The sequence below is a fragment of the Paenibacillus sp. FSL K6-0276 genome, from assembly GCF_037977235.1.
Classification (GTDB): Bacteria; Bacillota; Bacilli; order Paenibacillales; family Paenibacillaceae; genus Paenibacillus_AQ.
This window is the reverse complement of the sequence record NZ_CP150276.1, coordinates 3,945,517-3,970,746: the sequence shown is the minus strand read 5'-3', so window position 1 is coordinate 3,970,746 and position 25,230 is coordinate 3,945,517. Positions and strand designations below refer to the sequence as shown.

At 42.5% G+C, this 25,230-nt stretch carries 23 protein-coding genes; 20 read left to right on the top strand and 3 right to left on the bottom strand.

The features are described from left to right. Positions 1 to 57 precede the first annotated feature (57 nt). On the bottom strand, positions 58 to 489 hold the full coding sequence (locus MHH52_RS18710; RefSeq protein WP_340003978.1) for a flavodoxin domain-containing protein: 432 nt from the start codon (positions 487 to 489) through the stop codon (positions 58 to 60). A 196-nt stretch (positions 490 to 685) separates the two neighbouring features. Here MHH52_RS18710 and MHH52_RS18705 point away from each other — a divergent pair, with 196 nt between their 5' ends. The 7 genes from MHH52_RS18705 to MHH52_RS18675 all read left to right on the top strand — a co-directional run bounded on the left by MHH52_RS18705 (position 686) and on the right by MHH52_RS18675 (position 10,660). Beyond that, positions 686 to 1,027 (top strand): DUF4181 domain-containing protein, encoded by a 342-nt coding sequence (locus tag MHH52_RS18705; protein WP_340003977.1) that lies wholly within the window; start codon positions 686 to 688, stop codon positions 1,025 to 1,027. A gap of 201 nt (positions 1,028 to 1,228) precedes the next feature. Beyond that, the gene (locus MHH52_RS18700; protein WP_340003976.1) at positions 1,229 to 1,444 is read left to right on the top strand and encodes an alpha/beta hydrolase fold domain-containing protein; all 216 of its coding nucleotides are present in this window, start codon (positions 1,229 to 1,231) and stop codon (positions 1,442 to 1,444) included. 201 nt (positions 1,445 to 1,645) lie between these two features. Next, complete coding sequence (locus tag MHH52_RS18695) at positions 1,646 to 2,551, top strand: phosphatase PAP2 family protein (protein ID WP_340003975.1); 906 nt, start codon at positions 1,646 to 1,648, stop codon at positions 2,549 to 2,551. A gap of 71 nt (positions 2,552 to 2,622) precedes the next feature. After that, the gene (locus tag MHH52_RS18690) at positions 2,623 to 3,978 is read left to right on the top strand and encodes an MFS transporter (RefSeq protein WP_313639391.1); all 1,356 of its coding nucleotides are present in this window, start codon (positions 2,623 to 2,625) and stop codon (positions 3,976 to 3,978) included. A 33-nt stretch (positions 3,979 to 4,011) separates the two neighbouring features. After that, complete coding sequence (locus tag MHH52_RS18685; RefSeq protein ID WP_340003974.1) at positions 4,012 to 6,276, top strand: glycoside hydrolase family 3 C-terminal domain-containing protein; 2,265 nt, start codon at positions 4,012 to 4,014, stop codon at positions 6,274 to 6,276. 24 nt (positions 6,277 to 6,300) lie between these two features. Further along, the gene (locus tag MHH52_RS18680) at positions 6,301 to 8,001 is read left to right on the top strand and encodes a glycoside hydrolase family 3 N-terminal domain-containing protein (RefSeq protein WP_340003973.1); all 1,701 of its coding nucleotides are present in this window, start codon (positions 6,301 to 6,303) and stop codon (positions 7,999 to 8,001) included. Between the two features lie 124 nt (positions 8,002 to 8,125). Continuing rightward, complete coding sequence (locus MHH52_RS18675) at positions 8,126 to 10,660, top strand: helix-turn-helix domain-containing protein (RefSeq protein ID WP_340003972.1); 2,535 nt, start codon at positions 8,126 to 8,128, stop codon at positions 10,658 to 10,660. On the opposite strand, the gene MHH52_RS18670 is transcribed toward MHH52_RS18675, so the two are convergent. Continuing rightward, a complete protein-coding gene (locus tag MHH52_RS18670) occupies positions 10,608 to 11,459 on the bottom strand; it encodes a lipase family protein (RefSeq protein WP_340003971.1) in 852 nt (283 codons plus the stop codon). The two genes, MHH52_RS18675 and MHH52_RS18670, sit on opposite strands and share 53 nt — an antisense overlap. 318 nt (positions 11,460 to 11,777) lie before the next feature. On the opposite strand from MHH52_RS18670, the gene MHH52_RS18665 reads away from it, so the two are divergent. The 8 genes from MHH52_RS18665 (at position 11,778) to nagA (ending at position 19,724) form a co-directional block, all read left to right on the top strand. Beyond that, the gene (locus MHH52_RS18665) at positions 11,778 to 12,755 is read left to right on the top strand and encodes a cache domain-containing protein (protein WP_340003970.1); all 978 of its coding nucleotides are present in this window, start codon (positions 11,778 to 11,780) and stop codon (positions 12,753 to 12,755) included. Continuing rightward, a complete protein-coding gene (locus tag MHH52_RS18660; protein ID WP_340003969.1) occupies positions 12,752 to 13,072 on the top strand; it encodes a DUF5107 domain-containing protein in 321 nt (106 codons plus the stop codon). The genes MHH52_RS18665 and MHH52_RS18660 overlap by 4 nt, the downstream gene beginning before the upstream one ends. Positions 13,073 to 13,320: 248 nt before the next feature. Beyond that, positions 13,321 to 14,028, top strand: coding sequence for a DNA alkylation repair protein (locus MHH52_RS18655; RefSeq protein WP_313639396.1), 708 nt, complete (start codon positions 13,321 to 13,323; stop codon positions 14,026 to 14,028). A gap of 103 nt (positions 14,029 to 14,131) precedes the next feature. Beyond that, the gene (locus tag MHH52_RS18650; protein WP_340003968.1) at positions 14,132 to 15,421 is read left to right on the top strand and encodes an L-serine ammonia-lyase, iron-sulfur-dependent, subunit alpha; all 1,290 of its coding nucleotides are present in this window, start codon (positions 14,132 to 14,134) and stop codon (positions 15,419 to 15,421) included. Positions 15,422 to 15,619: 198 nt separating this feature from the next. Next, entirely contained in the window at positions 15,620 to 17,086 is a 1,467-nt protein-coding gene (locus tag MHH52_RS18645) for a YdiU family protein (RefSeq protein ID WP_340003967.1), read from the top strand. Positions 17,087 to 17,124: 38 nt separating this feature from the next. Then, positions 17,125 to 17,607 (top strand): DinB family protein, encoded by a 483-nt coding sequence (locus tag MHH52_RS18640; protein WP_340003966.1) that lies wholly within the window; start codon positions 17,125 to 17,127, stop codon positions 17,605 to 17,607. Positions 17,608 to 17,769: 162 nt separating this feature from the next. Beyond that, the gene (locus MHH52_RS18635; RefSeq protein ID WP_340003965.1) at positions 17,770 to 18,558 is read left to right on the top strand and encodes a DeoR/GlpR family DNA-binding transcription regulator; all 789 of its coding nucleotides are present in this window, start codon (positions 17,770 to 17,772) and stop codon (positions 18,556 to 18,558) included. 23 nt (positions 18,559 to 18,581) lie between these two features. Further along, positions 18,582 to 19,724: an N-acetylglucosamine-6-phosphate deacetylase gene (nagA, locus tag MHH52_RS18630; protein WP_340003964.1), complete on the top strand. Its 1,143-nt coding sequence runs from the start codon at positions 18,582 to 18,584 to the stop codon at positions 19,722 to 19,724. Between the two features lie 108 nt (positions 19,725 to 19,832). Here nagA and MHH52_RS18625 read toward each other — a convergent pair whose 3' ends face one another. Then, positions 19,833 to 20,120: a LysE family transporter gene (locus tag MHH52_RS18625; RefSeq protein WP_340003963.1), complete on the bottom strand. Its 288-nt coding sequence runs from the start codon at positions 20,118 to 20,120 to the stop codon at positions 19,833 to 19,835. 86 nt (positions 20,121 to 20,206) lie between these two features. On the opposite strand from MHH52_RS18625, the gene MHH52_RS18620 reads away from it, so the two are divergent. From MHH52_RS18620 to MHH52_RS18600, 5 genes are all read left to right on the top strand, one after another. After that, positions 20,207 to 20,635, top strand: a complete 429-nt coding sequence (locus MHH52_RS18620) for a GNAT family N-acetyltransferase (RefSeq protein ID WP_340003962.1) — start codon at positions 20,207 to 20,209, stop codon at positions 20,633 to 20,635. Positions 20,636 to 21,036: 401 nt separating this feature from the next. Continuing rightward, a complete protein-coding gene (locus MHH52_RS18615; RefSeq protein WP_340003961.1) occupies positions 21,037 to 22,050 on the top strand; it encodes a Gfo/Idh/MocA family oxidoreductase in 1,014 nt (337 codons plus the stop codon). A 12-nt stretch (positions 22,051 to 22,062) separates the two neighbouring features. Then, positions 22,063 to 22,980 (top strand): helix-turn-helix domain-containing protein, encoded by a 918-nt coding sequence (locus tag MHH52_RS18610; protein WP_340003960.1) that lies wholly within the window; start codon positions 22,063 to 22,065, stop codon positions 22,978 to 22,980. A gap of 17 nt (positions 22,981 to 22,997) precedes the next feature. Further along, complete coding sequence (locus tag MHH52_RS18605) at positions 22,998 to 24,080, top strand: Gfo/Idh/MocA family oxidoreductase (RefSeq protein ID WP_340003959.1); 1,083 nt, start codon at positions 22,998 to 23,000, stop codon at positions 24,078 to 24,080. A gap of 256 nt (positions 24,081 to 24,336) precedes the next feature. Continuing rightward, on the top strand, positions 24,337 to 25,005 hold the full coding sequence (locus MHH52_RS18600) for a CAP domain-containing protein (protein WP_340003958.1): 669 nt from the start codon (positions 24,337 to 24,339) through the stop codon (positions 25,003 to 25,005). Positions 25,006 to 25,230: the final 225 nt, after the last annotated feature.

Here is a 25,230-nt window from a genome sequence, read left to right as displayed (position 1 = left end):
GGTTATCAAGATAATTTGTCTTGGTAACCGGATTTTTTAATTGTGATTCTATTTTCCCTATTTGAAATTCTTTGAAAATTCTCTTATTTTATCTACAAAAATACCTTTAAGTTGATCCGTACCTTCCTTGGGTGCCTTATAGGCCTTATAACCGCCAAAGGATTCGATACAAATCGCAGCTTTTTTTAGATCATCCGGGAAATTTTTCTCGATTAACTCTTCGGTTGTCTTTGGTTTCTCATTACAAATATAGTAGCCCATCTTCTTATATAGTAACTCATCTTTATTTTTTTTGATAAAATCACGAATCGCTTTATATATTTTTTCATCTCTTACTCCTGCGCCTAAAATAATGCTATCAAATTCCTCAATGCTTGGCTTCTCTAATTCAATATTACAGATCCTACTATGAGGAAGCTCTTCTGATAATACTTTTGCACATTGCTCTGTTGCTTCTGATTTTGTAGCGTAAAGAATTAGTACTGCCATTGTTTCCCTCTTTTCAGCTTAGAGTATTCAGGTTCCAAAAAGACTCTCGCAATTCGATTATCTTGATTATCAAGATACAATACATACTATCGAATAGGCGGATCCTTTGTCAAGTTAACGATAAGTTGTCAATGTTAAATTAAATATCCTTATTATGGTATCGTGGGAAGTGAAAATTAGAAGGAGGGCAACGGGAGTGATCATTCCATTTTTAGTAATAATTCTTTCTTTTTCTCACCTATTTCTAAGGATATGGATTGTTGGTCCGGACAAAGAAAAACTTTCTGACGACGGTAATGAGCTTAATATGAAAGGTAAACTTATACTCGTACTTGTTGGATTAATTACGGGAATTATCATAATGATAGCTGATGGCGCACAGGGGATTGTTATGAAGTGGTTTTGGATTGTAATTATAATCATTGCACTAGGATTTCAGTCATTTATTGATTGGAAATTTTTAAAGCATACAAAACAACATATCGTTTCACTGATTGTGCTAGTCCTGGGTGTGGTTTTAGTTTATTTCCTTTTCTAATAGTTTGAACCATAAAGCCTAATCCCCTGTCATTGCAGATAGCCGAACTGGCGTGATATTTCTTTTGCCGCCTTTACGAGCTTATTGGTGTAGGAGATAACTCGCTTCACATCCAAACATTGAGCCGGGCCCATTAAAGTAATGGCGGATATCACCTGACCTATTGAGTCCCGAATCCCGTCTGTTCAAGGCTTAGGTCAAATGAGCGAAATGATACTGAATATGTATTTGCAAAATAATGCAGAGCCATCGAATCCTTATTTCTCGCCCTTATTGGCAGAAGATTTAAGCGGTATGCTTGAAACATTGATTGTTGTAGCGGAGTTTGATTACCTAAGGCTCGAGTGTGAAGCATACGCTCGTAAATTGACTCGTTCAGGTGTTGCAACCAAGCTGATTCAATATTCATATAAGTAATAAAGAGTGGAGCGGGTCGGCACCCTCACCGTTTAGGTGATGGAATGTCGACCCGCTTTATTTATTGATCACTTTTTCACATGCAAGGAGGGTTAAAATCCACCCTAGTTTTAGTTATTATTCGCCTATCCGAATCCATAAAAGGAGCTTTATAATTTAAAATGAAAGCGTTTTCCAAAAGGGTTAAAAGGGGTGGTGGAAATGACGACTAAAGGGACAAAACGTTTTATATGGGGATTTCTAATGCTATGGGTGGTGTTCATGGCAATATTTACTTTTTATGATTTGAATCTATCCAAAGCGCTGTACAACGAACATGAATCTCAGTTTGGTTGGTTTTTTGAGGCATTTGGAGAGCATCCAGCTTTCTTTGTGTTATTCGCAGCGAGCAGTATTCTTTTTAGTACGGTTAGAAACGAGCGGTTAGTGAAGAAGATTGTGGTCCGTTTGGTATCTGGATTATTCATCCTTCTTAGTGGATTTAGTATCATATCCATCGCTCTAATGCGTGGGTATGGGCTGGCTGGGAACAATGTTATGCTCATCAGTATAGCTATAGCAGTACTGATTGCAACGTTGTCGCAATGGCTATTGAATCGTATAGCTGTTCAAACGCTAAGCCAGTATAACCGTGCTGCTTGGGCAGCCATCGTGATCGTATTTGCGGAGATCCTCCTTGTAAATGTCCTCAAAATCTTTTGGGGAAGAATGCGTTTTCGAAATATGGAGGGCGACTATTCACTGTTTACTAGCTGGTTCCTCCCACAAGGGATTCAAGAGAACGGCGTCACATCCGAAGCTTACAAGTCATTTCCTTCGGGTCATTCTGCCAATGGCTGGACCATGATGCTGTGGATGCTGTTCATGCCTTTCGCTAGTAAATGGCGCAATATCATGCTTGTCTGTGCGGTAGTATGGGGAATCTGCACCTCGACTAGCCGCGTCATTATGGGAGATCATTTTGCAACGGATGTATTGTTTGGTGCTTTTATCACGATCACATGTATGCTGCTATTCTGTAAGCTCTTTAAGGTTGATTTGTATCCTGATCTTCATAATGACTCGTCCGTTCAGCTAAAAGATATAAATGCCCCCTATTTTCGTTAAAATACGGACAGTTTATTCAGTACAATGCATTAAGAAAGCGCTAACAAAATAGGACGCGGGGAGATGGTAGTATGAATGAAAATCAAATGCCATGGAGAGAGCGAATTAGTTATGGTCTAGGTGATACCGCGTCAAATCTGATTTTCCAGATGACAACACTTTATCTCATGTACTTCTATACGGATGTATTTGGTCTGAACCCAGGTGCAGTAGCTGTTGTATTTCTTGTTGCACGCGTAATCGATGCGATCGTCGAGCCGTTCATTGGTGTTATGATTGACCGCACTCAAACGAAGTGGGGGAAATGCAGACCGTATTTCCTTTGGCTTGCTGTTCCTTTCAGCTTGACTGCTGTACTTATGTTTTTAACGCCGGATTTTGGTGATACAGGCAAACTTGTATACGCATACATTTCGTACACAGTGCTCGGTATTATGTATTCCGGTATTAATCTACCACTGTCTGCAATCCTGCCAAGTCTGACTAGTAATTCTAATGAACGTACAGTGATCAATACAGTTCGCATGGTGTTCGCCGTGATTGGGGTAGTTACAGTTAGTGCTGGAACGATGCCGCTTGTGAAAGCTTTTGGTGGAGGTGATCAAGCAAAGGGTTTTCTGGTCACTATGATATTGTTCTCAAGCATTGCACTGCTGCTGTTTCTTAACATGTTTGCGAATACTAAAGAACGCGTAAAAGCCATTGATGAAAAGCCGCTTCCAATGCGAGAAGGTGTTAAAGCGCTCAAAGGCAATGTACCTTGGTTGATCATGCTTCTGATGAGCTTGTTCCTGTGGATCACAACATCAATACAAGGACAGACCAGTATTTATTACATGACCTATTATATGAAAAAGCCTGAACTCATTCCTATCGTGAATTCGATGCAATTATTAATGATATTTTCGATGGTGATCGCCCCTTTTATTGTGAAAAAAATCGGGAAAAGGAACACAATTATTATAGGATCAGTGGTTTCTATTATTGGCTACCTTATCGCCATTACTGGGGGAAATGCCCTCTCTGTTCCAGTGCTTTTGACAGGGCTACTTATAAGCGGGCTTGGTATGGGAGTAGGGGCAGGTCTGATTTTTGCAATGATGGCCGACACGGTTGATTATGGGGAGTGGAAATCAGGTGTTCGGGCACAAGGTCTACTTTATTCAGCTGCTAGCTTTGGGGTTAAGGTGGGAATGGGACTCGGCGGAGCGCTTGGTGGGGTGATATTGTCGATGGGTGGTTATGTAGCTAATTCCACGGCGCAGTCAGATTCCGCATTAGCCGCGATTTCATTTAACTATTTATGGGCACCGATTATTGGCCAAATCATTATGATTACTCTGCTGTTGTTCTATCGTCTTGACAAGGATCAGCCGGTTATGATGCGTGAACTCGAGGAACGTCGCAATCTTTCTGTTGGTATGTAGAGAAACTAGACAATTATAAGGAGTGAATTGATCGTGGTACTAAATATTCAAGAACTTATTGCACAAATGACTTTAGAGGAAAAAGCAGGCATGTGCTCAGGACTAGATTTCTGGCAGACCAAAGCCGTCGAACGGCTAGGTATTCCATCCATTATGATGACTGATGGTCCACATGGTCTGCGTAAGCAAAAAGCCGGGAATGATCATTTGGGTATATTTGATAGTGTTCCTTCTACATGTTTTCCGGCGGGAGCTGGAATGGCTTGCTCCTGGGATCGGGAGCTAATCAAGCAGGTAGGCGCAGCAATTGGGGAAGAATGTCAGGCTGAAGATGTCTCTATTTTACTTGGGCCTGGAGTCAATATTAAGCGTTCACCTCTATGCGGTCGTAATTTTGAGTATTTCTCGGAGGATCCATATTTATCTTCTGAGATGGCTGTGGGCCATATTGAAGGTGTACAAAGCCAAGGTGTAGGGACTTCACTAAAACACTTTGCTGCAAATAACCAAGAACATCGACGTATGTCCACTGATGCGATTGTGGATGAACGTACACTAAGAGAAATCTACTTGGCGAGCTTCGAGAGCGTGGTAAAAAAGGCGCAACCATGGACTGTAATGTGCTCTTATAATCAGGTGAACGGTGAGTATGCTTCAGAGAATTCATATTTACTCACAGATATTTTAAAAGAAGAGTGGGGTCATGAAGGGTTCGTAGTTTCTGACTGGGGTGCGGTTAATGAGCGGACTAAAGGCTTAGCTGCAGGCTTGGAGCTGGAAATGCCGTCAAGTAATGGCGCTGGTGATCAGAAGATTATCGATGCCGTACGTAGTGGAACATTGTCAGAAGAAGCACTAGATCGTGCGGTTGGTCGCTTGCTTTCTATTATTTTCAAAGCTGTAGAGAATAACAAAGAAAATGCTTCCTATGATATAGAGGTACATCACCAATTAGCTAGAGTTGCTGCCAGAGAGAGTATGGTGCTTCTCAAAAACGAGGGTGGATTGCTTCCTCTGAAGCGTGAAGGCTCCTATGCAGTGATTGGTGATTTTGCCCGTAATCCACGATATCAAGGCGGCGGAAGCTCACATATTAAGCCTACTCGGCTGGATGAGATATATAACAGCATCCAAGAAGAAGCGGGATTAGCTACGAAGTTGACCTATTCACAGGGTTACGTTTCTGATAGCGATGTGCCGAGTATTGAGCTTATTGAGCAAGCCGTAGAAGCCGCTTCGCAAGCGGATACGGCGATTGTGTTCGTCGGATTGCCAGAGCGCTATGAATCTGAAGGCTATGACCGGACTCATCTTCGTATTCCAGAGAGTCAGATTCGCTTGATCGAGGCAGTGGCGGAAGTTCAGCCTAATGTTGTTGTAGTGCTGAGCAACGGATCGCCCATTGAAATGCCATGGCTTGATAGCGTAAAGGCTGTGCTCGAGGGCTACCTTGGAGGGCAAGCGCTCGGCGGTGCCATTTCCGATCTGTTATTCGGAAATGTGAGCCCATCAGGTAAGCTGGCAGAGACATTCCCTATGCGGCTAGAACATAATCCTTCCTTCTTAAACTTCCCCGGCGAAGGAGATACCGTTGAATACAAGGAAGGACTGTTTGTAGGATATCGCTACTACGATGCTAAGCGGATTATACCTTTATTCCCGTTTGGATATGGTCTCAGCTACACAACATTTGCATACTCCGATCTTTCAGTGAGCGCTCACAGTTTGAAAGATACTGACACGCTGCAAGTAAGTGTGAAGGTCACGAATACTGGAGCTATGCAGGGCAAAGAAATCGTGCAGCTTTATGTCAAAGACGTACTCAGTAATGTGGTGCGGCCAGACAAGGAATTAAAGGGCTTCGCGAAGGTGGATCTGCTACCTGGGGAATCGAAGCTGGTGAGCTTTACGCTTGATAGCAGAGCGTTTGCTTATTACAACGTGGAGTTGAAAGACTGGCATGTGGAAACCGGTGAATTTGAGATTTTGGTGGGACCTTCCTCTCAAGAGATCGTATTTGCTGAGCGTGTGGTTGTTGAATCGACAGTAATCTTATCTAAAACCTATACCAGAAATTCAACAATAGGTGATCTTATGGGAGATCCACAGGGTGCTGCTATTATTCAATCCATGATGGCGCAAGCTGGTGGGATGATGTCCATGATGCAGGATGGTTCGGATATGATGATGGCAATGATGCGCTACATGCCTCTTCGTGCACTGGTTGCGTTCAGTCAAGGTGCTATGTCGGAGCAAGGGTTGGATGAGCTGATTAAACACTTGAATTCCAATAAATAAATCTGGGAGAGTGAGGTTTGAGAAATGGTAGATTTGAAAGCAAAGCCTTTTCATCTAGATGATGAGGGGATTAAGTGGGTAGAACAAACCTTAGCATCTCTGGATTTGGCGGGAAAGGTCGGGCAGCTGTTTTGCCCGATCGGGTTCACCGATGATAAGGCGCAGCTTGCACTTTTGACACAAGGGATTAAAATTGGTGGGATTATGTTCCGTCCCGGACCCGGAGAGATGGTGCAAGAAACACATCGCTACTTGCAGGATACATCCGATATTCCTCTTTTAATTGCAGCTAATCTTGAAGCGGGAGGTAATGGCTCTGCTGCAGAGGGTACTTTCTTCGGCAAGCAGCTGCAGGTGGCGGCGACTGATAATACTGAAATGGCTCGTAAACTTGGCATCATTGCTGCGCGGGAAGGTGGAGCTGTAGGTTGTAACTGGGCTTTCGCACCCATTCTCGATATCGACTATAATTTCCGTAACCCGATAACCAACGTTAGAACATTCGGTTCTGATCCACGAAGAGTAGCTCGCATGAGCAAGGCGTACACCGAAGCGATTCAAGAGCATGGCATGGCCGTATCTATTAAACACTTCCCTGGAGATGGCGTTGACGAAAGGGATCAGCATTTATTGACCTCTATTAACTCACTTTCAGTGGAAGAGTGGGATGCTACCTTTGGAAAGGTATATGCGGATTGTATAGAAGCTGGCGCACATACGGTTATGGTAGGGCACATCGCTCATCCCGCCTATTCCAGAGAATTGCGTCCGGGGATTACTGATTTGGAGATTATGCCTGCAACGTTAGCACCTGAGCTTTTAAATGATTTGTTACGTAACAAGCTCGGATTTAATGGATTGATTACTACAGATGCTACACTAATGGCAGGGTTCACGATGGCAATGAAGCGGGAGCTTGCGGTTCCGACATCCATAGCTGCGGGTTGTGACATGTTCCTCTTTAACAAGAGTTTAGAAGAAGACTTTGCCTATATGATGAAAGGAATTGAAAATGGTATTCTGACGGTGGAGCGCGTGAATGAAGCAGTTACACGTATCCTTGGGGTGAAAGCCGCGCTGGGACTTCATAAAAAGAAACAACAAGGCACACTTGTTCCAGAAAAAGAGGCACTTGGGGTTCTTGGCTGCGAAGAGCATGTGCGTTGGGCCCAAGAATGTGCGGATGAGTCAGTTACATTAGTGAAGGATACACAGGAGATGCTCCCGATTAGCAAGGAACGTTACAAACGTCTACTGGTGTTCACACTAGGGGGCGAGGAAGGTTCATTCGGAGGGGCAGATATTGCACCTTACTTCATTTCCAAGCTAGAAGAGGAAGGTTTCGAGGTAACGATATTCAATAAGAATGAAGTTGATTTCGCTGCCATGTTCGGAGGTGTGAAGGCGTTAACGGATCATTACGATGCTGCGGTCTATATCTCAAATTTGGAGACTCATAGTAATCAAACGGTTGTACGGATTAATTGGGCGCCTCCATTTGGGTCTGACATGCCATGGTTTATTCAGGAACTGCCAACGATGTTTATTTCTGTGGCGAATCCATATCATTTGATCGATGTACCACGTATACCGACGTTCATTAATGCGTATTCACCAAGTAATTATGTGGTAGATGCACTTATCGAGAAGCTTGTGGGGCGTTCCTCCTTTAAAGGAGTTAATCCTGTTGACCCGTTTTGTGGTTATAGCGATACACGTCTGTAAACGAAAATGGATAGAGATGGTGGATAGTATCAAGCGATTGAATAGGATAGTTCTATTCAATCGTTTTTTTTATAATATAATAGGACATAAGACATATATTGAAAGAGTGAGAGGAGGGTCCTAGTTGCAAAGCTACACCTACGAAAATATTGAGCTGGACGATCATCTTCCGGTCCACTTGTTTTTGCATAGTACCCATCAGGTTCCGAATCATTGGCATGATAGCATAGAGATATTATTCGTGCTCAAAGGGAAACTCGAGCTTTTCACGAAAGATAGATATACAGAGTTAAATGAAGAAGATTTGTTCTTGATTAATGCCAACGAGATTCATGCCATCAAAGCTGAAGAGAATAACTTGGTTCTAGCATTACAAATTCCAATTTCATATCTTGTTCAGATTGAACCTCAGATCGAAAGGATGTCATTCGAATGTAATTCAGCAGCCTCTAGTCAAGAAGTGAAATCTATGTTTGATGAGCTTCGAACGTTGCTGGCCGAGATGATGTCGCTTCACATTAAGCGTCTAGAAGGGTACACGTTTCGTATTCAGTCATGTCTTCTTAATTTGACCTATTTACTCATGCAAGGATTTCGTGCGCAAGACCATAGCCCGGAGAAGCATGATGATAAGCATCGTGAACGGCTATTGCGAATTACCTCTTATGTGAAAGAGAACTACAATAAGGCGATCAATATCCAGCAGTTGGCCCTTCAGGAGTATTTGACGGTTCCGTATTTGTCGCGGTTTTTCAAAGAGTATATGGGTACTTCCTTTACAAAATATGTGAACGCGGTACGTATGGACAAAGCGGTAAAAGATTTAACGCTTACCAATTTATCCATTACACAGATCGCTCATGATCATGGGTTTCCGAACCTAAAATCATTTAATGCGGTTTTCAAAGAATTTTACAGGCAGACACCTGGTGAATACCGGAAGACAGTCTTGGACGGACGTAGTGCGGTTCAGAAAAACAGTGTGGCTCAGTTTAATTATTTTGACATGAATCCCTCACAGGCGTTTGAGTCGCTGTTCAAATATTTACCTAACAAAACTGTATCAGCGGCATCAAATTTACCTGTTCCCCTTCATTTACATAAGCAGGCCCATAAGATTTCGATAGAGTCTAACCAAGGCAGGGAGCTTGCTCATACTTGGAAGAAGCTGATGACGGTGGGAAAGGCCAAAGAAGTATTGTTTGCAGAGGTACAAAGACATATCAAGCAGTTACAGCAGGAAATAGGGTTTCAGTATATCCGTTTTCACGGTATTTTTGATGATGAAATGATGATTTATGGAGAGAATGAGCGGGGAGAAGTCAGTCTAAACTTTGCTTATAGCGACTCTTTATTTGATTTTTTGCTAGCCTCAGGACTTAAGCCGTTTCTGGAGCTTTCCTTTTTACCACGACAGCTCGCGGGAGAGGGAGCCACTTCCGTTTTTTATAAAAAGAGTTTTGTAGGCAGTCCTAAGGACCTCGGCAAGTGGAACCAGATGATTCATCAGTTTATTAAGCATTACATTCAAAGATATGGCATTCATGAGGTACGGCAGTGGTATTTCGAGGTATGGAACGAACCAGATATCCATATTTTTTGGCCAGATACTTATGAAGCTTACTGTGAGTTGTTCATTACCACATTCCAAACCGTTAAATCCATAGATCCTGAGCTACGCGTAGGTGGACCTGGTATCTTATCCCTTACGTTGTTGCAGTCAGATTGGTTGACACGGTTTCTGCATGATGTGTGCAGACGGGGCGTAAAGCCTGATTTTATTTCCTTTCACAGTTACCCATATGATGAATCGCTAAGATCATCCAATGTGAGTCAGATGGATTATGAAACGAATCCGGATATAGTGTTTCAGAATATAGAGCTTTCAGCGGATACAGAATATTTATCGCGAGTCATTACTAAATTGAAAGAAATCGTATCTGGAGCAAGAGGAGAGTATGCTCCTGAACTGCATATGACAGAATGGAATGCCACTGGATCTCACCGAGATTTAGTAAATGATACATGCTTTAAAGCGGCTTATATCGTGAAAAATGTATTGGAAAATATGGACGGTCTCCATAGTTTGGGTTATTGGACAGCGACCGATCTGCTCGAAGAGTTCAAAATGTCGTCAGAGATGTTTCATGGAGGTCTGGGGCTGATGACATATAACGGTATACCGAAGCCAGCCTTCTACGCGTTTAAGCTGCTTGGAAAATTAGGCCGCCAATTCATTAATCAAGGAAAAGGATATTACATTACTAGCAGTGATATGGGCCTGCAGGTGTTGATGTATGCTTATGCGCATATCGATTCATTATACCGGAAAGGGGATGCCTCGCTCATTAGCCGCACGAATAGATACGATGTGTTTGAAGATGATGGAGACATAGAGTTGGCATTGGAACTAACTGATCTTCACCCAGGATCGTATACACTCAAAAAACACACGATCAACAGACAAAATGGAAGCGTTCTCGACTTGTGGGTACGAATGGGGGCGCCTCACCCTATAGATGCTGACACCCTAGATTATTTGAAGCAAGCGAGCTGCCCGCAATTGACCTTTGAACAAGTCGAAATAACGGGCACCTATACGTTGGTTAGTAAGTTGTCTCCACATGAGGTGCAGTTGGTGGAATTGATGCGCTTATGATGGGGTTACTTACAACTGGACAGAATCCAGGATTTGTTAAACATAGCTGCTCGGAGTACTGCGGTTGAAGCTTGGAGAGCTCTGTGAAATAATTGCTGATCATATGATTACCACTTGCAGATCCATTCTGGAAAGACAGTGATAGAAAGGTGTGGACATGACTGTAATAGTACTTCTTTTCCCGTTTAGGTAGCTTAAAAACATGTGGAGGCGCGTAGGTAACAACGTCAAAGAGATTGGCATAACGGTAACTCTTCCGGACATATCGTTTAAAAGCATTAATGAAGTCCGGATCGCCTACACGTGGGGAACCATAAGTGAACAGGTTAGGTGAGGTGTGAGAGGTGTTGGCCGCAATATCAATAGAACATAAAGTAGCGAGTGCTCCACCGAGGCTGTGACCCGTAATGTATAAGGTCTTATCAGGAGATAGCTTAGAGATTGTAGAGATAATCCCATCACGAGCTGAGGAATAGATAGCAGTGAAGCCGCGATGGGTAAGGCTTTCTTCTTTAATATATTTGAATCTCTCTTGTGAGGCCATAATATTGGACATCCAATCGGTCGTCGAGCTAGTTCCCCGGAAGGCAATAATAATCTCTTGTGGAGATTCCAGAATAAATCCGAAACGTTCCCATACATCACTGAAGGACCTCGCTTCAATCGTATCCACGATTTGATAATCTAAAGGAACGACGAACGAGCCGTCTGTATTTGTAAACTGCGCATAGGTCTGTCCGCAGACTGCAGCTAGAAAGATAGCCCTTTGCTCTTGCTCATTTCTGGTACCCACGTGCATCCCGCCCTTCTTCCTAAACTATATTAGGGGGATGAGGGAGAGATTCCTGATTCCTGTATCATTGTATTTAGAATTGGTAATTCAGTTGATTTTATTGAATATATTGGTCTTCGCAATTACAATACAAACGTAAGCGTTTTCAAATTTGGTTATCTTCTGGCACAAATCCTCGTATACAGCCTTCCACTTTTCTAGATTGTACACTGTTGAATAGTTACTTCAAATTAGCTGTTGTTAGGAGGTTTAACGATATGAATCTAACTTTAGTGTACTCTAATGATTAAATTACTTCGAAAATCAAAAGTTCAGCGACGCTTAATGATTTCATTTCTGCTACTTGCTATTATTCCACTGTGTACCTTCGGCTTCCTAGCTTACCATAAATCGAATGAAGCGATTACCTCTAAAACAACTACATTTGTAAATGATATATTACGCTTGCTAGGAAGCAAGATAGGAACAGAAGTGGCCAAATATGAGACTTTCGCCGATCAAATCATGTTGAATGGAGATATCCAGCAAGCACTGCTCCGCTACAATAGATTGAGTGATCTTGATATTAGTAGTATACACAAGAAGTTTGAAGATACTGTGTTAAGCGATAAATTCTGGTTGTTTGCTACGATCAAAACATTACAGATTCTCACTAATAATGGACAAGTTCTCTACGATTATGGGTATGAAGAACTTACTACAGAGGATAAACAACGAATATTTGCTCAAGCCAAACAGAACAAAAGTGCGGATATTTGGACTACAGCCCATACGGCAGCCGGTGATAATATCCTTTCATTGGCTAGAAGGATTCCACTTTCATACGGTTCGGGTGAAACCGTGGGGTTTGTGATTATGGGTATTGATGAGAATCTATTCTCACAGATTTTATTTGGAAGCATTAATATGGGACAGGGTAGTGAACAAATCATCATGAACGATTCAGGAGAAATATTGACGAGTAACAATCACTTGTTTCAATCAGATAAAGATTTGGAATCTAATCGTACATTAAATGACTTAATAAACTCCCGTAAGGAGACGGGGACAGTAATGCTTACAACGGAGCCCTACTTTTTCGTGAATACATATAATGAGGTACTTCATTGGAATGTAATTGGTTTAATTCTGCAAGCCTACTTGAACATGGGATCTATAACGATAAGAAATGAAATGTTCTTAATTGCAGTTATATGTGTAGTTATTTCCTCATTATTTGCAACATTCAACATACTGGTGGGAGATATTTACCTTATCGCTTGCAAGATCGATATACACGTGAAAGAAAGCCAATCGTCATGAAGTCGATTGTATTGGAAAATGACGTATTGAAAGCAGTCTTTTTACCTGAATATGGGGGTAGACTCTATTCGCTTAAAGATAAACGTACGAATAAAGATATTCTGTATACAAACCCAGTCTTTCAACCGGCTAATTTAGCTATTCTTAACGCTTGGTTCTCTGGAGGGATCGAATGGAATGTGGGTCAGGTAGGTCATACCTTTACGACTGCATCACCTGTGCATGCTGCCAAGTTGATGGATGATAAGGGCAACGAATTTCTTAGAATATACGAGGATCATTCGATTACAAGCACTACATACTTCAAAAAGAAATAACCACCTTATAATATAGGTGGTTATTTGCGTACCCATAAGGATTTCATGTAGTTGAGTATCACAAAGCGGTGATTTATGAAGTGGTATGTCAAAGGAGATGCTCCTTTTTTGTAATAAGAACCGGTAAATTCAGGCAGTCTGAAAGAAACTTGGCTTGCGACAAGGAAACTCATACAGTACACTTTCTTTAGCTAGTACAAACCTAAGATAACTTGGGAAAAGAACTTTGAAAAAGGAAGTGTTAAACAATGAATCTAGAAATGGTCATGCAGGAGCTTGAAGCGCTCGGCAAGGAACGAACCAAGAAAATATATATGTCCAATGGAGCAAAGGAACCGCTTTATGGTGTGGCTACCGGAGCTATGAAGCCAATCTTCAAGAAAACCAAAATAAATCAGCCTCTAGCTGAGCAGCTTTACACGACAGGGAACTACGACGCGATGTATTTTGCCGGAATTATTGCTGATCCCAATGCAATGACGGAAGCGGATTATGATCGATGGATGGATGCGGCTTATTTTTATATGCTGTCCGACTTTGTTGTTGCAGTAACCTTGGCAGAAGCGGATATTGCACAAGAAGTTGCCGATAAATGGATCGCGAGCGGTGAAGAGCTAAGAATGTCAGCGGGCTGGAGCTGTTACTGCTGGCTGCTTGGCAGTCGGCCGGACGTTGAATTTTCCGAAAGCAAACTTGCGAGTATGCTTGAGATGTTGGAAAATACGATTCATGATTCTCCAGAACGTACTCAATATTCAATGAACAATTTTTTATATACAGTGGCCGTATCTTATTCACCTCTTCATGATAAGGCAAGTGAGACCGCAAGGACTGTAGGCCCGGTTGAAGTCAATAAGGATAAGGCAAAAAGCAAATTTATTCACGCTTACGAAAATATTCTAAAGGCAGTCGACAAAGGACGGGTTGGTTTTAAACGCAAACATGTAAGATGTTGATCTATGACAAGCTGCCAGACAAGAAAAAGGATTCCCTGAAACTTCACTCTGAGTTACTATATAGAAATGACTCCGAGAGGGAGAGAGAGGGGGAAATGCATATATGAGCAACTTATTGGAAATTTTACACAAGGAAATCGTACCGGCAGAAGGCTGCACGGAGCCGATTGCAGTTGCGTATGCCGTCTCCTTGGCGGCAGAGCTTCTCGAGGAAGAGATTACGGGGATTCAGCTGCATCTCAGCGGTAATATTATCAAGAATGCAATGGGAGTAGGTATTCCCGGGACAGGCCAGACAGGCCTACCAATCGCAGCAGCGCTTGGAGCGGTGGTCGGACGCTCTCACAAGGAACTAGAAATTCTGTCAGGCTTGACTCAGGATGAGCTGAAGATGGCTAATGACCTGCTTGATCGAAAACTGCTAAAAGTGGAGATAAAGGACACTCCTGAGAAGTTATATATTGAAGCCCATGTGAAGACAGAAAACCATACGGCGACTGCCATCCTTGCTAAGGAGCACACTTATATAGAATATCTGGCTTTGGACGGGAAGAAAGTGACACCCAAGAAGTCTAAAGCCGACTGTGGGAAGCCTGGTCTTTCCGATACTGAAGCCTATGAAGGCTCTGTTGACCGGATTTTCGAGTTTATAAGTACGGCTCCTTTTTCAGACCTTAGCTTCCTATTGGAAGGCGCTCGGATGAATAAAGCGATCTCCGATGAGGGACTTCGTGGTGATTATGGCTTGCAAGTAGGTAAGAAGATGAACCAGCAATCTGCTGTGAATCTGTTCGGTAATGATGTAGCGAACAGAATTATCGCAGCCACGGCTGCGGCTTCAGATGCTCGAATGGATGGCAGCGCAATGCCTGTGATGACAACAGCGGGTAGCGGCAATCAGGGCATCGCCTGTACACTGCCCGTTATATCTCTGGCGGAATTGCTCGGTAAGGATGAAGAGACGCTGGCTCGGGCGCTTGCACTGAGCAATCTGGTCACTGTGCATATCAAGCATTATATCGGGCGGTTGTCGCCTTTATGTGGTTCAGGGATTGCAGGTGGAGTAGGAGCGAATAGTGGGATCATTTATCTCATGGGCGGCAGTCTTGAGCAGATCAAGCATGGGATACAGAATACGATAGCTTCTTTGTCAGGCATGATCTGCGACGGTGCGAATTCAACCTGCGCGTTGAAGATTTCCACCTCTACCAATACGGCGATTCAGGCAGCTACACTGGCTATGAACAATATTGCTCCTACCACCAAAGATGGAGTTATTTTCGAAGAGGTGGAAGACACTATCCGCAACATGGAGCGACTGGTTCAGGAAGGTCTGGCGGATACTGACAAGACTATTCTGAATATCATGCTCTCCAAAGGTGGAGCGAAGTAGCTTCCGAATTAGTTGAAAACATATAGGACATCATAATTTAAGACCGCCCGGTTCCCTGTACAAAATGGCAGGAGACCGGGCGGTTTTTGTAACTATTCGGTAAGGGCATATGTCATCGCGAAGATTTGCATTAAATTTTAACATAATTTATTCTGAGATCATGAAGGCTTAGACTGATGGTATAACAAAGGAGATAATATGACGGAGAAGATAGGTTTAGGATGGAACTTTGAGAACAGTTATGCTCATCTGCCGGAATCAATGTTTACACGAATCAAGCCAACTCCTGTGCGTAAGCCGGAATTGATTATTCTTAATGAACCATTGGCTACTACTCTAGGGTTGAATAGTACAGCATTACATAGTAAGGATGGTGTTCAGATTCTTGCGGGTAATGAAGTTCCTGAAGGTACTGTGTCGCTTGCTCAAGCTTATGCTGGACATCAATTCGGACATTTTACGATGTTAGGGGACGGCCGAGCCGTGCTGATTGGTGAACAGATCACTCCCCAAGGTGAGCGCGTAGACATTCAGCTTAAGGGCGCGGGAAGAACACCATATTCTCGTGGGGGTGATGGTCGAGCGGCACTTGGACCGATGCTGCGCGAATATATCATCAGTGAAGCCATGCATGGACTTGGTATTCCTACCACTCGCAGCTTGGCGGTGGTAACAACGGGTGATTCGATTATTAGGGAGACTGAGCAACCGGGTGCCATTTTGACGCGTGTGGCTGCCAGTCATCTACGGGTTGGAACCTTTCAATATGTTGCAGCATGGGGTACTGTGGAGGATCTCCGTACTCTGGCTGATTACACACTACAAAGACATTATCCGGAAGCTGATTCTGAGGAGAACCGTTATCTTTTCCTACTTCGGGAAGTGATTGGGCGTCAGGCCGAACTGATTGCCAAATGGCAGCTGGTAGGGTTTATTCACGGTGTGATGAACACCGACAACATGGCGCTTAGCGGGGAAACGATTGATTATGGACCTTGCGCCTTCATGGATGTCTATGATCCTGAGACGGTATTCAGCTCCATTGACCAGCAGGGTCGTTATGCATATGGTAATCAGCCGGGTATTGCCGCTTGGAATCTCACGAGATTCGCGGAGACTCTCCTGCCACTGCTGGATGAGGATCAGGAACAGGCGATCAAGCTTGCTGAAGAGGAGATTGCAGGTTTTAAAGAGCGGTCTTACCATCATTGGCTCACTGGAATGAGAGCGAAGCTCGGAATCTTCAACGAAGAGGTAGAGGATGTAGCGCTTATTGAAGACCTGCTAGAATTGATGCGAAAATATCGGGCGGATTATACCAATACTTTCCATGCCTTAACCTTAGAGAAAATGGAAGATACTTCTCTGTTTGGCACACCTGAATTTACTCAATGGAATAAGCTGTGGCAGGCTAGACTTAACAGACAGCAGCAATCTAAAGATGCTTCGCAAGAGCTAATGCGCAGCAGCAATCCTGCGATTATTCCACGGAATCATCGTGTAGAAGAAGCACTTGAGGCGGCGGTACAACGGGAAGAATATGGTGTGATGGAGCGGTTGCTTAAAGCTCTTTCTAACCCATACGCTTATTCCCCTGAACAAGATGAATACTCGGCACCTTCTGAGGAATCCACACATCCATATCGTACGTTCTGCGGTACCTGAATTGCTCATAATTATCTAAATAATGGGGTGAAGTAGGGATGTTTCATGCTTATGATGTTCTGGCTAACCAGTTGCTAGCTAATGCGAATGATCCAAGTTGGTATGTGCCCTTTGCGGTAGCCGTAAAAGACTTAAGTGAAGAGGAAGCTTTTTGGAAGGTAACGGAAGAAAGCAATAGTATTGCTGAGATTGTGCAGCATCTGCTCTACTGGAATGAAACTTGGCAAACAAGGTATAAAGAAGAGAGTGTCCATGCGGTTCCTCCAGTGGATAGTAATAATAATACCTTTGTCGTTGCAGAAGGTGTAACGTTCGAAGAACTTCAAAAACAACTTTTAGAAGTTCTTTTACGTTGGCAGGAACTGATTACGAAAGAACAATTGGAAGCTGATGTTCAAGGATTCCAAGGCAGTCAGTGGTGGGAAGTATTGGGCAATGTAACGACACATAATGCTTATCACGTGGGGCAAATTGTTTTTATTCGGAAGATACAAAAGAGTTGGGATCGCACTGTGGAGTGAAATTAAAGACGTTTACCGGATGTTTATTCATCTGGCTAACGTCTTTTTATTGCGAATATCAATGAAGATAAGTTGTACATCATTACTTATAACTACTTATTATTATTTGTTTAATGCTTGTAAGTACTTATAAAAAGACTTATGATGGCTTTAGGAGGTGGCATGATGTATCAAGAGGAGAGATTGTTAAAAATACTTGAATATTTGAAACAACACCAATCGATGAGTGTTCAAGAGATCTGTACGCAATTTGAAGTATCCAGAGATACCTCTCGTAGGGATATTGTTAGATTAGTACAAGAAGGCGTAGTGATCCGAACTCATGGAGGGGTATCGATGCCTGAGTTACAAAAAGAATTGTTATCTTATCAGGATCGATTGATCGATGAATCTGAGAGTAAGCAGAGAATAGGGAAGACTGCGGCGCAGCTAATCCAAGATCATGAGACTGTGATTTTAGATGTATCCACCACTGTACAGTTTGTAGCAGAACAGATCAGCGCGAAGGATATTACGGTTGTCACGCACTCGATAGATAACGTAGGGATCTTGTCAAAGCGGGAGGATCTGCAAATTTATGTTCTTGGTGGTTACTTGAATGTGAAAAACCGCTTGTTATATGGTCCTTCTATTATCGATAAACTTAGTGAAATCCGTGCTGATAAAGCTTTTATTGGAGCATCCGCGATCCGTGCTGATGGACTCTACTATCCATATGAAGAAGATGTACGGGTGAAGAGAGAAATGGCCCGAAGATCAGATCAAGTCATCTTAGTGGCTGATCACACCAAATTTATTGGCAAATCATTTTTCCGTCTAGACTTTGATTGCATTGATATTCTAATTACCGATCGAGAACTCCCAAGTGAGATCAGAGAAGTTCTAGATCAGAAGAACATCACAGTTATTGAATGTCCAGAAGAAACTGAAGAGGCTCGAGAGCAAGACTGATAACGAAACAGAGGAGGATATTTATGTCATATATTCTGCAAAATGTACAAGTGGTGCTTCAGAATCGTATTGTTCCAGCGGCTAATGTGTGGATTTCTGAAGGGAAAATCATGAAGATAGATACAGAGGATTTTTCGATTCCAGAGGGACAATATGAACGGATGGATGGCGGTGGCCATTTGTTAGTACCCGGGATGATAGATGTTCATATTCATGGCGCCAATGGTTTTGATATGATGGACGGTACTGAAAAGAGTATTCAAGAGGTTTCAAGTGCTTGTGCTGCATCTGGATGTACCTCATTTCTAGCAACATCTGTGAGTTCTACGTTGGAAGATCTTTTAGAAATGATTCGTAGTGTTAAACGTGTGATAGGACATGAAGTGGGAGCAAAGATTGCAGGCATTCACTTGGAGGGACCTTATCTGAACCCGAAGCGAAAAGGAATGCAGAACGAAAAGTATTTGCGGCATCCCAACTTAGAGGAAATGAAGCTCATTTTTCAAGAAGCTGGTTCACTCATTAAGATGGTTACAATTGCTCCGGAGCTGCCGGGAGGGATGGAGCTTATTTCCTTTCTGAAAGAAAAGGGAGTTGTTATAGCGATCGCTCATTCGGATGCTACTTATGAGGAAGCTAAACAAGCCTTTGCCTCGGGGGCAAGTCATGTTACGCATTGTTTTAATGGCATGCGACCGATCCATCACCGAGATCCAGGGGTAATCGTGGCTGCTTTTGAAGAGAATCATGTTAGTCTTCAAGCTATTGTAGACAATGTCCATCTGCATCCTGCTATTATTCGATTGATGCATAACCTGAAAGGACCGGAAGGAATGGTCTTAATTACAGATGCTTTGCAAGCCATGGGGTTGGGTGATGGAAATTATTTATTTGGAGGCCATCATGTTACAGTATCCGAGGGGATAGCGAGATTGGAGGATGGAACACTGGCTTCCAGTACAGTTACCATGAATGAAGCCTTACGTTATACTGTCGAGACCGGAATTCCCTTGATAGATGCCGTACAGATGGCTTCGACTACGCCGGCTAATATTCTTGGACTTCAACATAAGGGAGCAATAACATCTGGTTTTGATGCTGACCTGGTCCTCTTGGATGATGAATTTAAAGTGCGCTGGACAATGGTGGATGGTCAAATACTATAAATCACGATTTTAAAAAGGATACTTCAGCTCAAAGTAGCTGTGACCTGTATTCATGTGCAGTTATGCCAAACACACTCTTAAAATGCCGGTTCAAATGAGTTAGATCGGCTAGTCTTCCATTGAACCTATCTTAAAGATTTTATAAGCAAGGTAGAGCATATATAAACTCCCAATGACTTGCATAATGATCAGGATATTAGGAATGACCTCAACCAGAACACGGTTCAGCAGGGTAGAAAGGATAAGCAATAATCCAAAAGCCATCGTGGCCCCGTATACATAGCTCATAGATTTCTTAGCCCCGGAATGCTGCGCGGAAGAAAGAATAACAATATTGGCAGGGCCGGGTGTAAATGTAGCTACAACGCAATAAATTAGAAAGGAAATTATATTCATGATGACCTCCAGTAAAAGTTGTCTTATGAATATAAACCTCCTAATATGAATGTTTATAGTATATTATTGCAGAGGTGTTCAACTTAATGAATAATACGAATCATTTTACAATTGCAGCACTCACTGAGGCCGATTATGAATCTACATGCCAGGTGTTTGAAGAATCAATTTCAGATGCTTTTGACAAAGAGGGACTGGGTCACTCACTAGAGGATAAACAAAGTGAAATCGATCATAAACAGCACAAGGCGCTTTCCTCACTGGATCAGGCTAACTCAGATACTTATTTCTTTATCGCTAAATTTAATGAGACGGTTGTGGGTACGATTTCCTATGGTCCCTGTGGCGAAGCTATTCAGACCTGTACAGAACATCATTTGGATCATTTGGGGGAATTGGGCAGCTTATACGTTGTGCCAGGCTATCAGGGTCAAGGAATTGGCTCGGCATTAATTAAGGAAATGATGAACTTTCTAAAAGAACATTCATATGGTTTGGCTATGTATTGTAAGTGAATATTTAGATTGAAACTCGTGAGTTGATCCAGAGAATTACACCCACTGAATGTGATAGTTCCATAAATAACTTAAGAGGCAGTATACTAGCAAAAAGACACTAACGAGAAACGAGGAAGTAGTGTCTTTTTGCTTTCTCAAAATATAAGAAAGTATAAGTTTCACACTATACATCATCCTTAGATTTCTACGAAAACGATTGTCGTCTTTTAAGGACGAGAACGTCGTTTCTCTTGTGGGTAATTTATAAAGCTTACGTTGTCCCTTAGTGGAATGTAATTAACTTTACATGTCGTAATATTATATACGTTTTGTCGCATTTTACTACTAATAAAGGGTTTTGTTATGTGATATTTTATTAGTAGATGTCAGAATAACATATATACGGGAGGCACAAGCAAATGACGATTAGAATAGGTAAGATTAGCTATTGGCATGTGCATGCTTGGGACTATACGAAGCAAGCTCAAGAGCATGAGGATACTGTATTGGTTGCTGTTTGGGATGAAGATACAGAGCGTGGGAAAAAAGCTGCCGAAAGCTTAAATGTTCCTTTTTTCGAATCACTGGATGACCTGCTTGCGCAAGAGGATATTGATGCCGTCATAGTGGATGCGCCAACCAACGTGCATAAAGATGTTATAGTGGCTGCTGCCAAAGCTGGCAAACATATTTTTACGGAAAAAGTGATTGCCCCAACGCATAAAGAAGTCGAAGAAATTATAAGCGCAGTTGAAGAGAATAAGGTGAAGTTAACAGTTTCCTTACCTCGTCTAAATGATGGATACACCTTATCGATTCAAGAAGTTCTAAGTCAAGAACTGCTCGGAGAGATTACTTACGTTAGAGTTCGTTTATCCCATAATGGGGCTACGGAAAACTGGCTTCCCGATCATTTCTATAGCTTGGAACAATGTGGTGGCGGAGCTTTGATTGATCTAGGCTGTCATCCTATGTATTTGACGAAGCTTTTTTTAGATCAAGATGTGACCGGTGTAAGTGCTAATTTTGGTTATGTAACGGGCAAGGAAGTAGAAGATAATGCAGTGGTGACGCTGTTTACGAATTCTGGAGCTATTGGTGTAGTGGAGGCTGGGTTTGTTAATAGTCATTCGCCGTTTACGATCGAGGTCCATGGAACCGAGGGAACGCTTCTTTACGGAACACCAGAGGATAAACTACTTCTTAGAACGAACAAATCCGTTGATAAAGAGGAAGGTTGGAAAGAAGTAGCCTTGCATACTAATAGTGAAAGCGCATTCCACCAATGGGTTCATCACATTCAAAATAATACGCTCGCTACACAAAATATTCAAATGGCTGTGGAGCTTACGAGATTAATCGAGGCGGCGAATCGCTCGGCTAAAGAAGGCTGTGTAATTCGGTTAGCTGATGCAAGTCTCCCAATCGGTTAGGAGGATTTAACGTTGAGTAACTTTCCCTATGAGATGATGTTTGAGAAGCAGGATATGCTTGAAAGATTGGATATTTCGATCCTGTGGGGACATTACGAGATTACAGTTCTTAGATTTCATTTGACATCCTTTCCACCGGGAAGAGTTATCGATTTCCATAATCATTCTGAATTCGAATTTCATTTTATTCCGCGAGGAAAGGGAGAAGTTATTCTTGGCGATCTGAGATATCCATTATCGGAGGGATTGTTCTATTTAACCGGACCGGGTGTCATGCATCGCCAAGAGGCGGATGTAGAGGAATCCATGGAAGAGCTATGTCTACATGTCGACATAATAGAAAAGATCAGAGATGAAGTAGACCCTTGGGAGGTTGCGGAAGCCGAGACCTGTGTTAAGAAGCTAAGGCAATTACCATTGGTCCCAGCACAAGATTATCACAGAGCTATGAAGTGTTTTCTCGAAGCGTATGAAGCTTGTGATGGGAAGTTGACGGGTTATTATACTTCAATTAAGCATCTCGTAATCAGCATTTTATTAAAAGCAGTAAGAGCATATGATTCAGGCGGGATCCGAACAGAGGCGCCGGTTAGAGATATGTTAACTTATCGGTATCAATACGCGATACAATATATGGAAGCGAATTATTCAGGAACGGTTACCTTGGAGAATGTTGCAGAAAAGCTCAATATTAGTTCCAGGCAGTTGCAGCGAGTATTTAAGCAAGTAAATGCAGAACAATCTTTCAGTAGGGCTCTTGAGAACATTCGATTGCAAGCGGTCTGCCGCAAACTTGAAGAAAGTAACTTTCCGATCGAACAAATTGCTCAATCGGAAGGATTTACGAATGCGACGTATTTGCATATTGTTTTCCGCAAGCGGTTGGGCATGACTCCAGCGACTTATCGAAACAGCAAGCAAACTAATTAGAAGTGAGGGTGAATGATATGAGTAAAGTCTTTCGCGTAGGAATTATTGGATGTGGTGGAATTGCGAATGGCAAGCATCTTCCAAGTTTGAGCAAGCAAAGTAAAGTAGAGATCGTTGCTTTTTGTGACATTATTAAAGAGCGGGCTATTGATGCGGCTGCGAAATATGGAAGTGCTGAAGCTATTGTCTATACGGATTATACAGAATTATTGAAAGATCATTCTATTGATATTATTCATGTGCTTACCCCTAATGACGCTCATGCAGAAATTTCAATTGCTGCCCTAGAAGCAGGAAAACACGTTATGTGCGAAAAACCAATGGCCAAGACAGCAGCAGATGCCAAGCGAATGGTTGAAGCGGCGAAACGTACAGGCAAGAAGCTAACGATAGGATATGACAATCGATACAGAGAAGACAGCTTATATTTGAAAAAAGCATGTGAGTCCGGGGAGCTTGGGCATATTTATTTTGCGAAAGCACATGCCATCAGACGGAGAGCTGTGCCGACATGGGGAGTTTTCCTTGATGAAGAGAAACAAGGGGGCGGGCCTCTGATCGATATCGGAACCCATGCACTTGATCTAACACTTTGGATGATGGATAACTATAAACCAAAAGTCGTATTGGGTACCAAATATCATGAGCTGTCTCAAAAAGAAGAGGCTGCGAATGCTTGGGGACCGTGGGATCCGAAGAAATTCACCGTTGAAGACTCAGCTTTTGGAATGATCGTGATGGAGAATGGTGCTACGATCATGCTGGAAGCGAGCTGGGCTCTCAATTCACTGGACGTACATGAAGCGAAGTGCAGCTTAAGCGGGACTGAAGCTGGCGCCGATATGAAGGACGGTCTTAGAATAAACGGAGAGAAATTCAGCAAGCTGTACACCAATGAAATTGAGCTTGGTGCAGGCGGAGTAGCCTACTATGAAGGAAAAGCAGAAAGTGCACCTGATATCGAATTAAGAAAGTGGATCGAGGCCATCGAACAGGATAAGGACCCGGTTGTAACTCCTGAACAAGCTTATGTTGTTTCACAGATATTAGAAGCGATTTATGAATCTGCACAAACGGGTAAGGCTGTGTATTTGGATTAGATTGTTAGAAGGAGCTAGGTAAATTCATAGTTATAAGAAGATAACCACCTTTAAAGGGTGGTTATTTCTATTATTAGGTATGAATAAATCAAAGGAACTTTACAGAAACTTTATTCGATAACGTCACTATTTTGCCATTTCAGGAGGGGTAGTTATAAAACCATTTATCGTAATAGCAGCATTCTTACTTGTTACCGCTTGTTCGAGTAATGAGTCGGCAAACAAGGAAATAACTGCTAAACAAACAAAGAATGAAATGCATGCTAAACAAACAAAGAATGAAATGCATGCGCGTAATGTCACTACAACGTCAAACTTAACGCAAGCATCTTCCATTTCCACAACGGATGCAGGGAATTCAACGATTACGGCTAAACAAGCAGCACCTACTGGCGATTCGAATTGGCTAGATTGGCTCATAAGAAATAACGCACCAATAGGCTCAGGAGGTCAGGCTGGAGTTGCGCAACCATCCGCCAATCCGCAAATGACAGCCAATCCGCTACCTTCGGTCAATCCGCAGCAGCCCGCCAATCCTAAGGGGTCCGCTAATTCATCTCAATCCGTACAGCAAGTACTGAATCTGGTGAATAAAGAACGAACGAACGCAGGCTTGAAGTCCCTTAGTTTAAATAGTGAGCTCTCGAAAATGGCTATGGCTAAGGCGAAGGATATGTATGACAATAATTATTTTGATCATCAGTCTCCGACTTATGGATCCCCGTTTGATATGATGAAGGCATTCGGGATTAGCTATCGCTCAGCAGGTGAAAACATCGCCAAAGGCCAGAAGAGCGCGGAGGAAGTAATGAACCAATGGATGAACAGTCCTGGTCATCGTGCCAATATCCTGAATAGTAGCTTCACCGAAATTGGAATAGCTACCTATAACACTGAATGGGTTCAAGAATTTATTGGTTTGTGAGAACCATCTAACATCAAAGTTGATAAAAACTCATGTCAATCGACATGGGTTTTTATTTTTTTTAATCATCCTATTTGTTACAAATATAATTATTCCATCGCTCAAAATCCTTATGCTTTTTCCAGAAATGATTGGCTTTCACTCTCGATAACCTTGACTTCGTAGAATTTAGTTCAGAGATAGACCACCGGTAATTTGATGCCCTGTCAACTCGATTCTGAAATA

Excerpts from the sequence above, each read along its gene's own strand:
- MHH52_RS18695 (WP_340003975.1), top strand. The coding sequence starts at position 1,646 with ATGACGACTAAAGGGACAAAACGTTTTATATGGGGATTTCTAATGCTA.
- MHH52_RS18625 (WP_340003963.1), bottom strand. The coding sequence starts at position 20,120 with ATGAATATAATTTCCTTTCTAATTTATTGCGTTGTAGCTACATTTACA.
- MHH52_RS18650 (WP_340003968.1), top strand. The coding sequence starts at position 14,132 with ATGAGCAACTTATTGGAAATTTTACACAAGGAAATCGTACCGGCAGAA.
- nagA (WP_340003964.1), top strand. The coding sequence starts at position 18,582 with ATGTCATATATTCTGCAAAATGTACAAGTGGTGCTTCAGAATCGTATT.
- MHH52_RS18640 (WP_340003966.1), top strand. The coding sequence starts at position 17,125 with ATGTTTCATGCTTATGATGTTCTGGCTAACCAGTTGCTAGCTAATGCG.
- MHH52_RS18670 (WP_340003971.1), bottom strand. The coding sequence starts at position 11,459 with ATGCACGTGGGTACCAGAAATGAGCAAGAGCAAAGGGCTATCTTTCTA.
- MHH52_RS18635 (WP_340003965.1), top strand. The coding sequence starts at position 17,770 with ATGATGTATCAAGAGGAGAGATTGTTAAAAATACTTGAATATTTGAAA.
- MHH52_RS18645 (WP_340003967.1), top strand. The coding sequence starts at position 15,620 with ATGACGGAGAAGATAGGTTTAGGATGGAACTTTGAGAACAGTTATGCT.
- MHH52_RS18710 (WP_340003978.1), bottom strand. The coding sequence starts at position 489 with ATGGCAGTACTAATTCTTTACGCTACAAAATCAGAAGCAACAGAGCAA.
- MHH52_RS18615 (WP_340003961.1), top strand. The coding sequence starts at position 21,037 with ATGACGATTAGAATAGGTAAGATTAGCTATTGGCATGTGCATGCTTGG.
- MHH52_RS18665 (WP_340003970.1), top strand. The coding sequence starts at position 11,778 with ATGATTTCATTTCTGCTACTTGCTATTATTCCACTGTGTACCTTCGGC.
- MHH52_RS18655 (WP_313639396.1), top strand. The coding sequence starts at position 13,321 with ATGAATCTAGAAATGGTCATGCAGGAGCTTGAAGCGCTCGGCAAGGAA.
- MHH52_RS18700 (WP_340003976.1), top strand. The coding sequence starts at position 1,229 with ATGAGCGAAATGATACTGAATATGTATTTGCAAAATAATGCAGAGCCA.
- MHH52_RS18600 (WP_340003958.1), top strand. The coding sequence starts at position 24,337 with ATGCATGCTAAACAAACAAAGAATGAAATGCATGCGCGTAATGTCACT.
- MHH52_RS18620 (WP_340003962.1), top strand. The coding sequence starts at position 20,207 with ATGAATAATACGAATCATTTTACAATTGCAGCACTCACTGAGGCCGAT.
- MHH52_RS18690 (WP_313639391.1), top strand. The coding sequence starts at position 2,623 with ATGAATGAAAATCAAATGCCATGGAGAGAGCGAATTAGTTATGGTCTA.
- MHH52_RS18660 (WP_340003969.1), top strand. The coding sequence starts at position 12,752 with ATGAAGTCGATTGTATTGGAAAATGACGTATTGAAAGCAGTCTTTTTA.
- MHH52_RS18605 (WP_340003959.1), top strand. The coding sequence starts at position 22,998 with ATGAGTAAAGTCTTTCGCGTAGGAATTATTGGATGTGGTGGAATTGCG.
- MHH52_RS18680 (WP_340003973.1), top strand. The coding sequence starts at position 6,301 with ATGGTAGATTTGAAAGCAAAGCCTTTTCATCTAGATGATGAGGGGATT.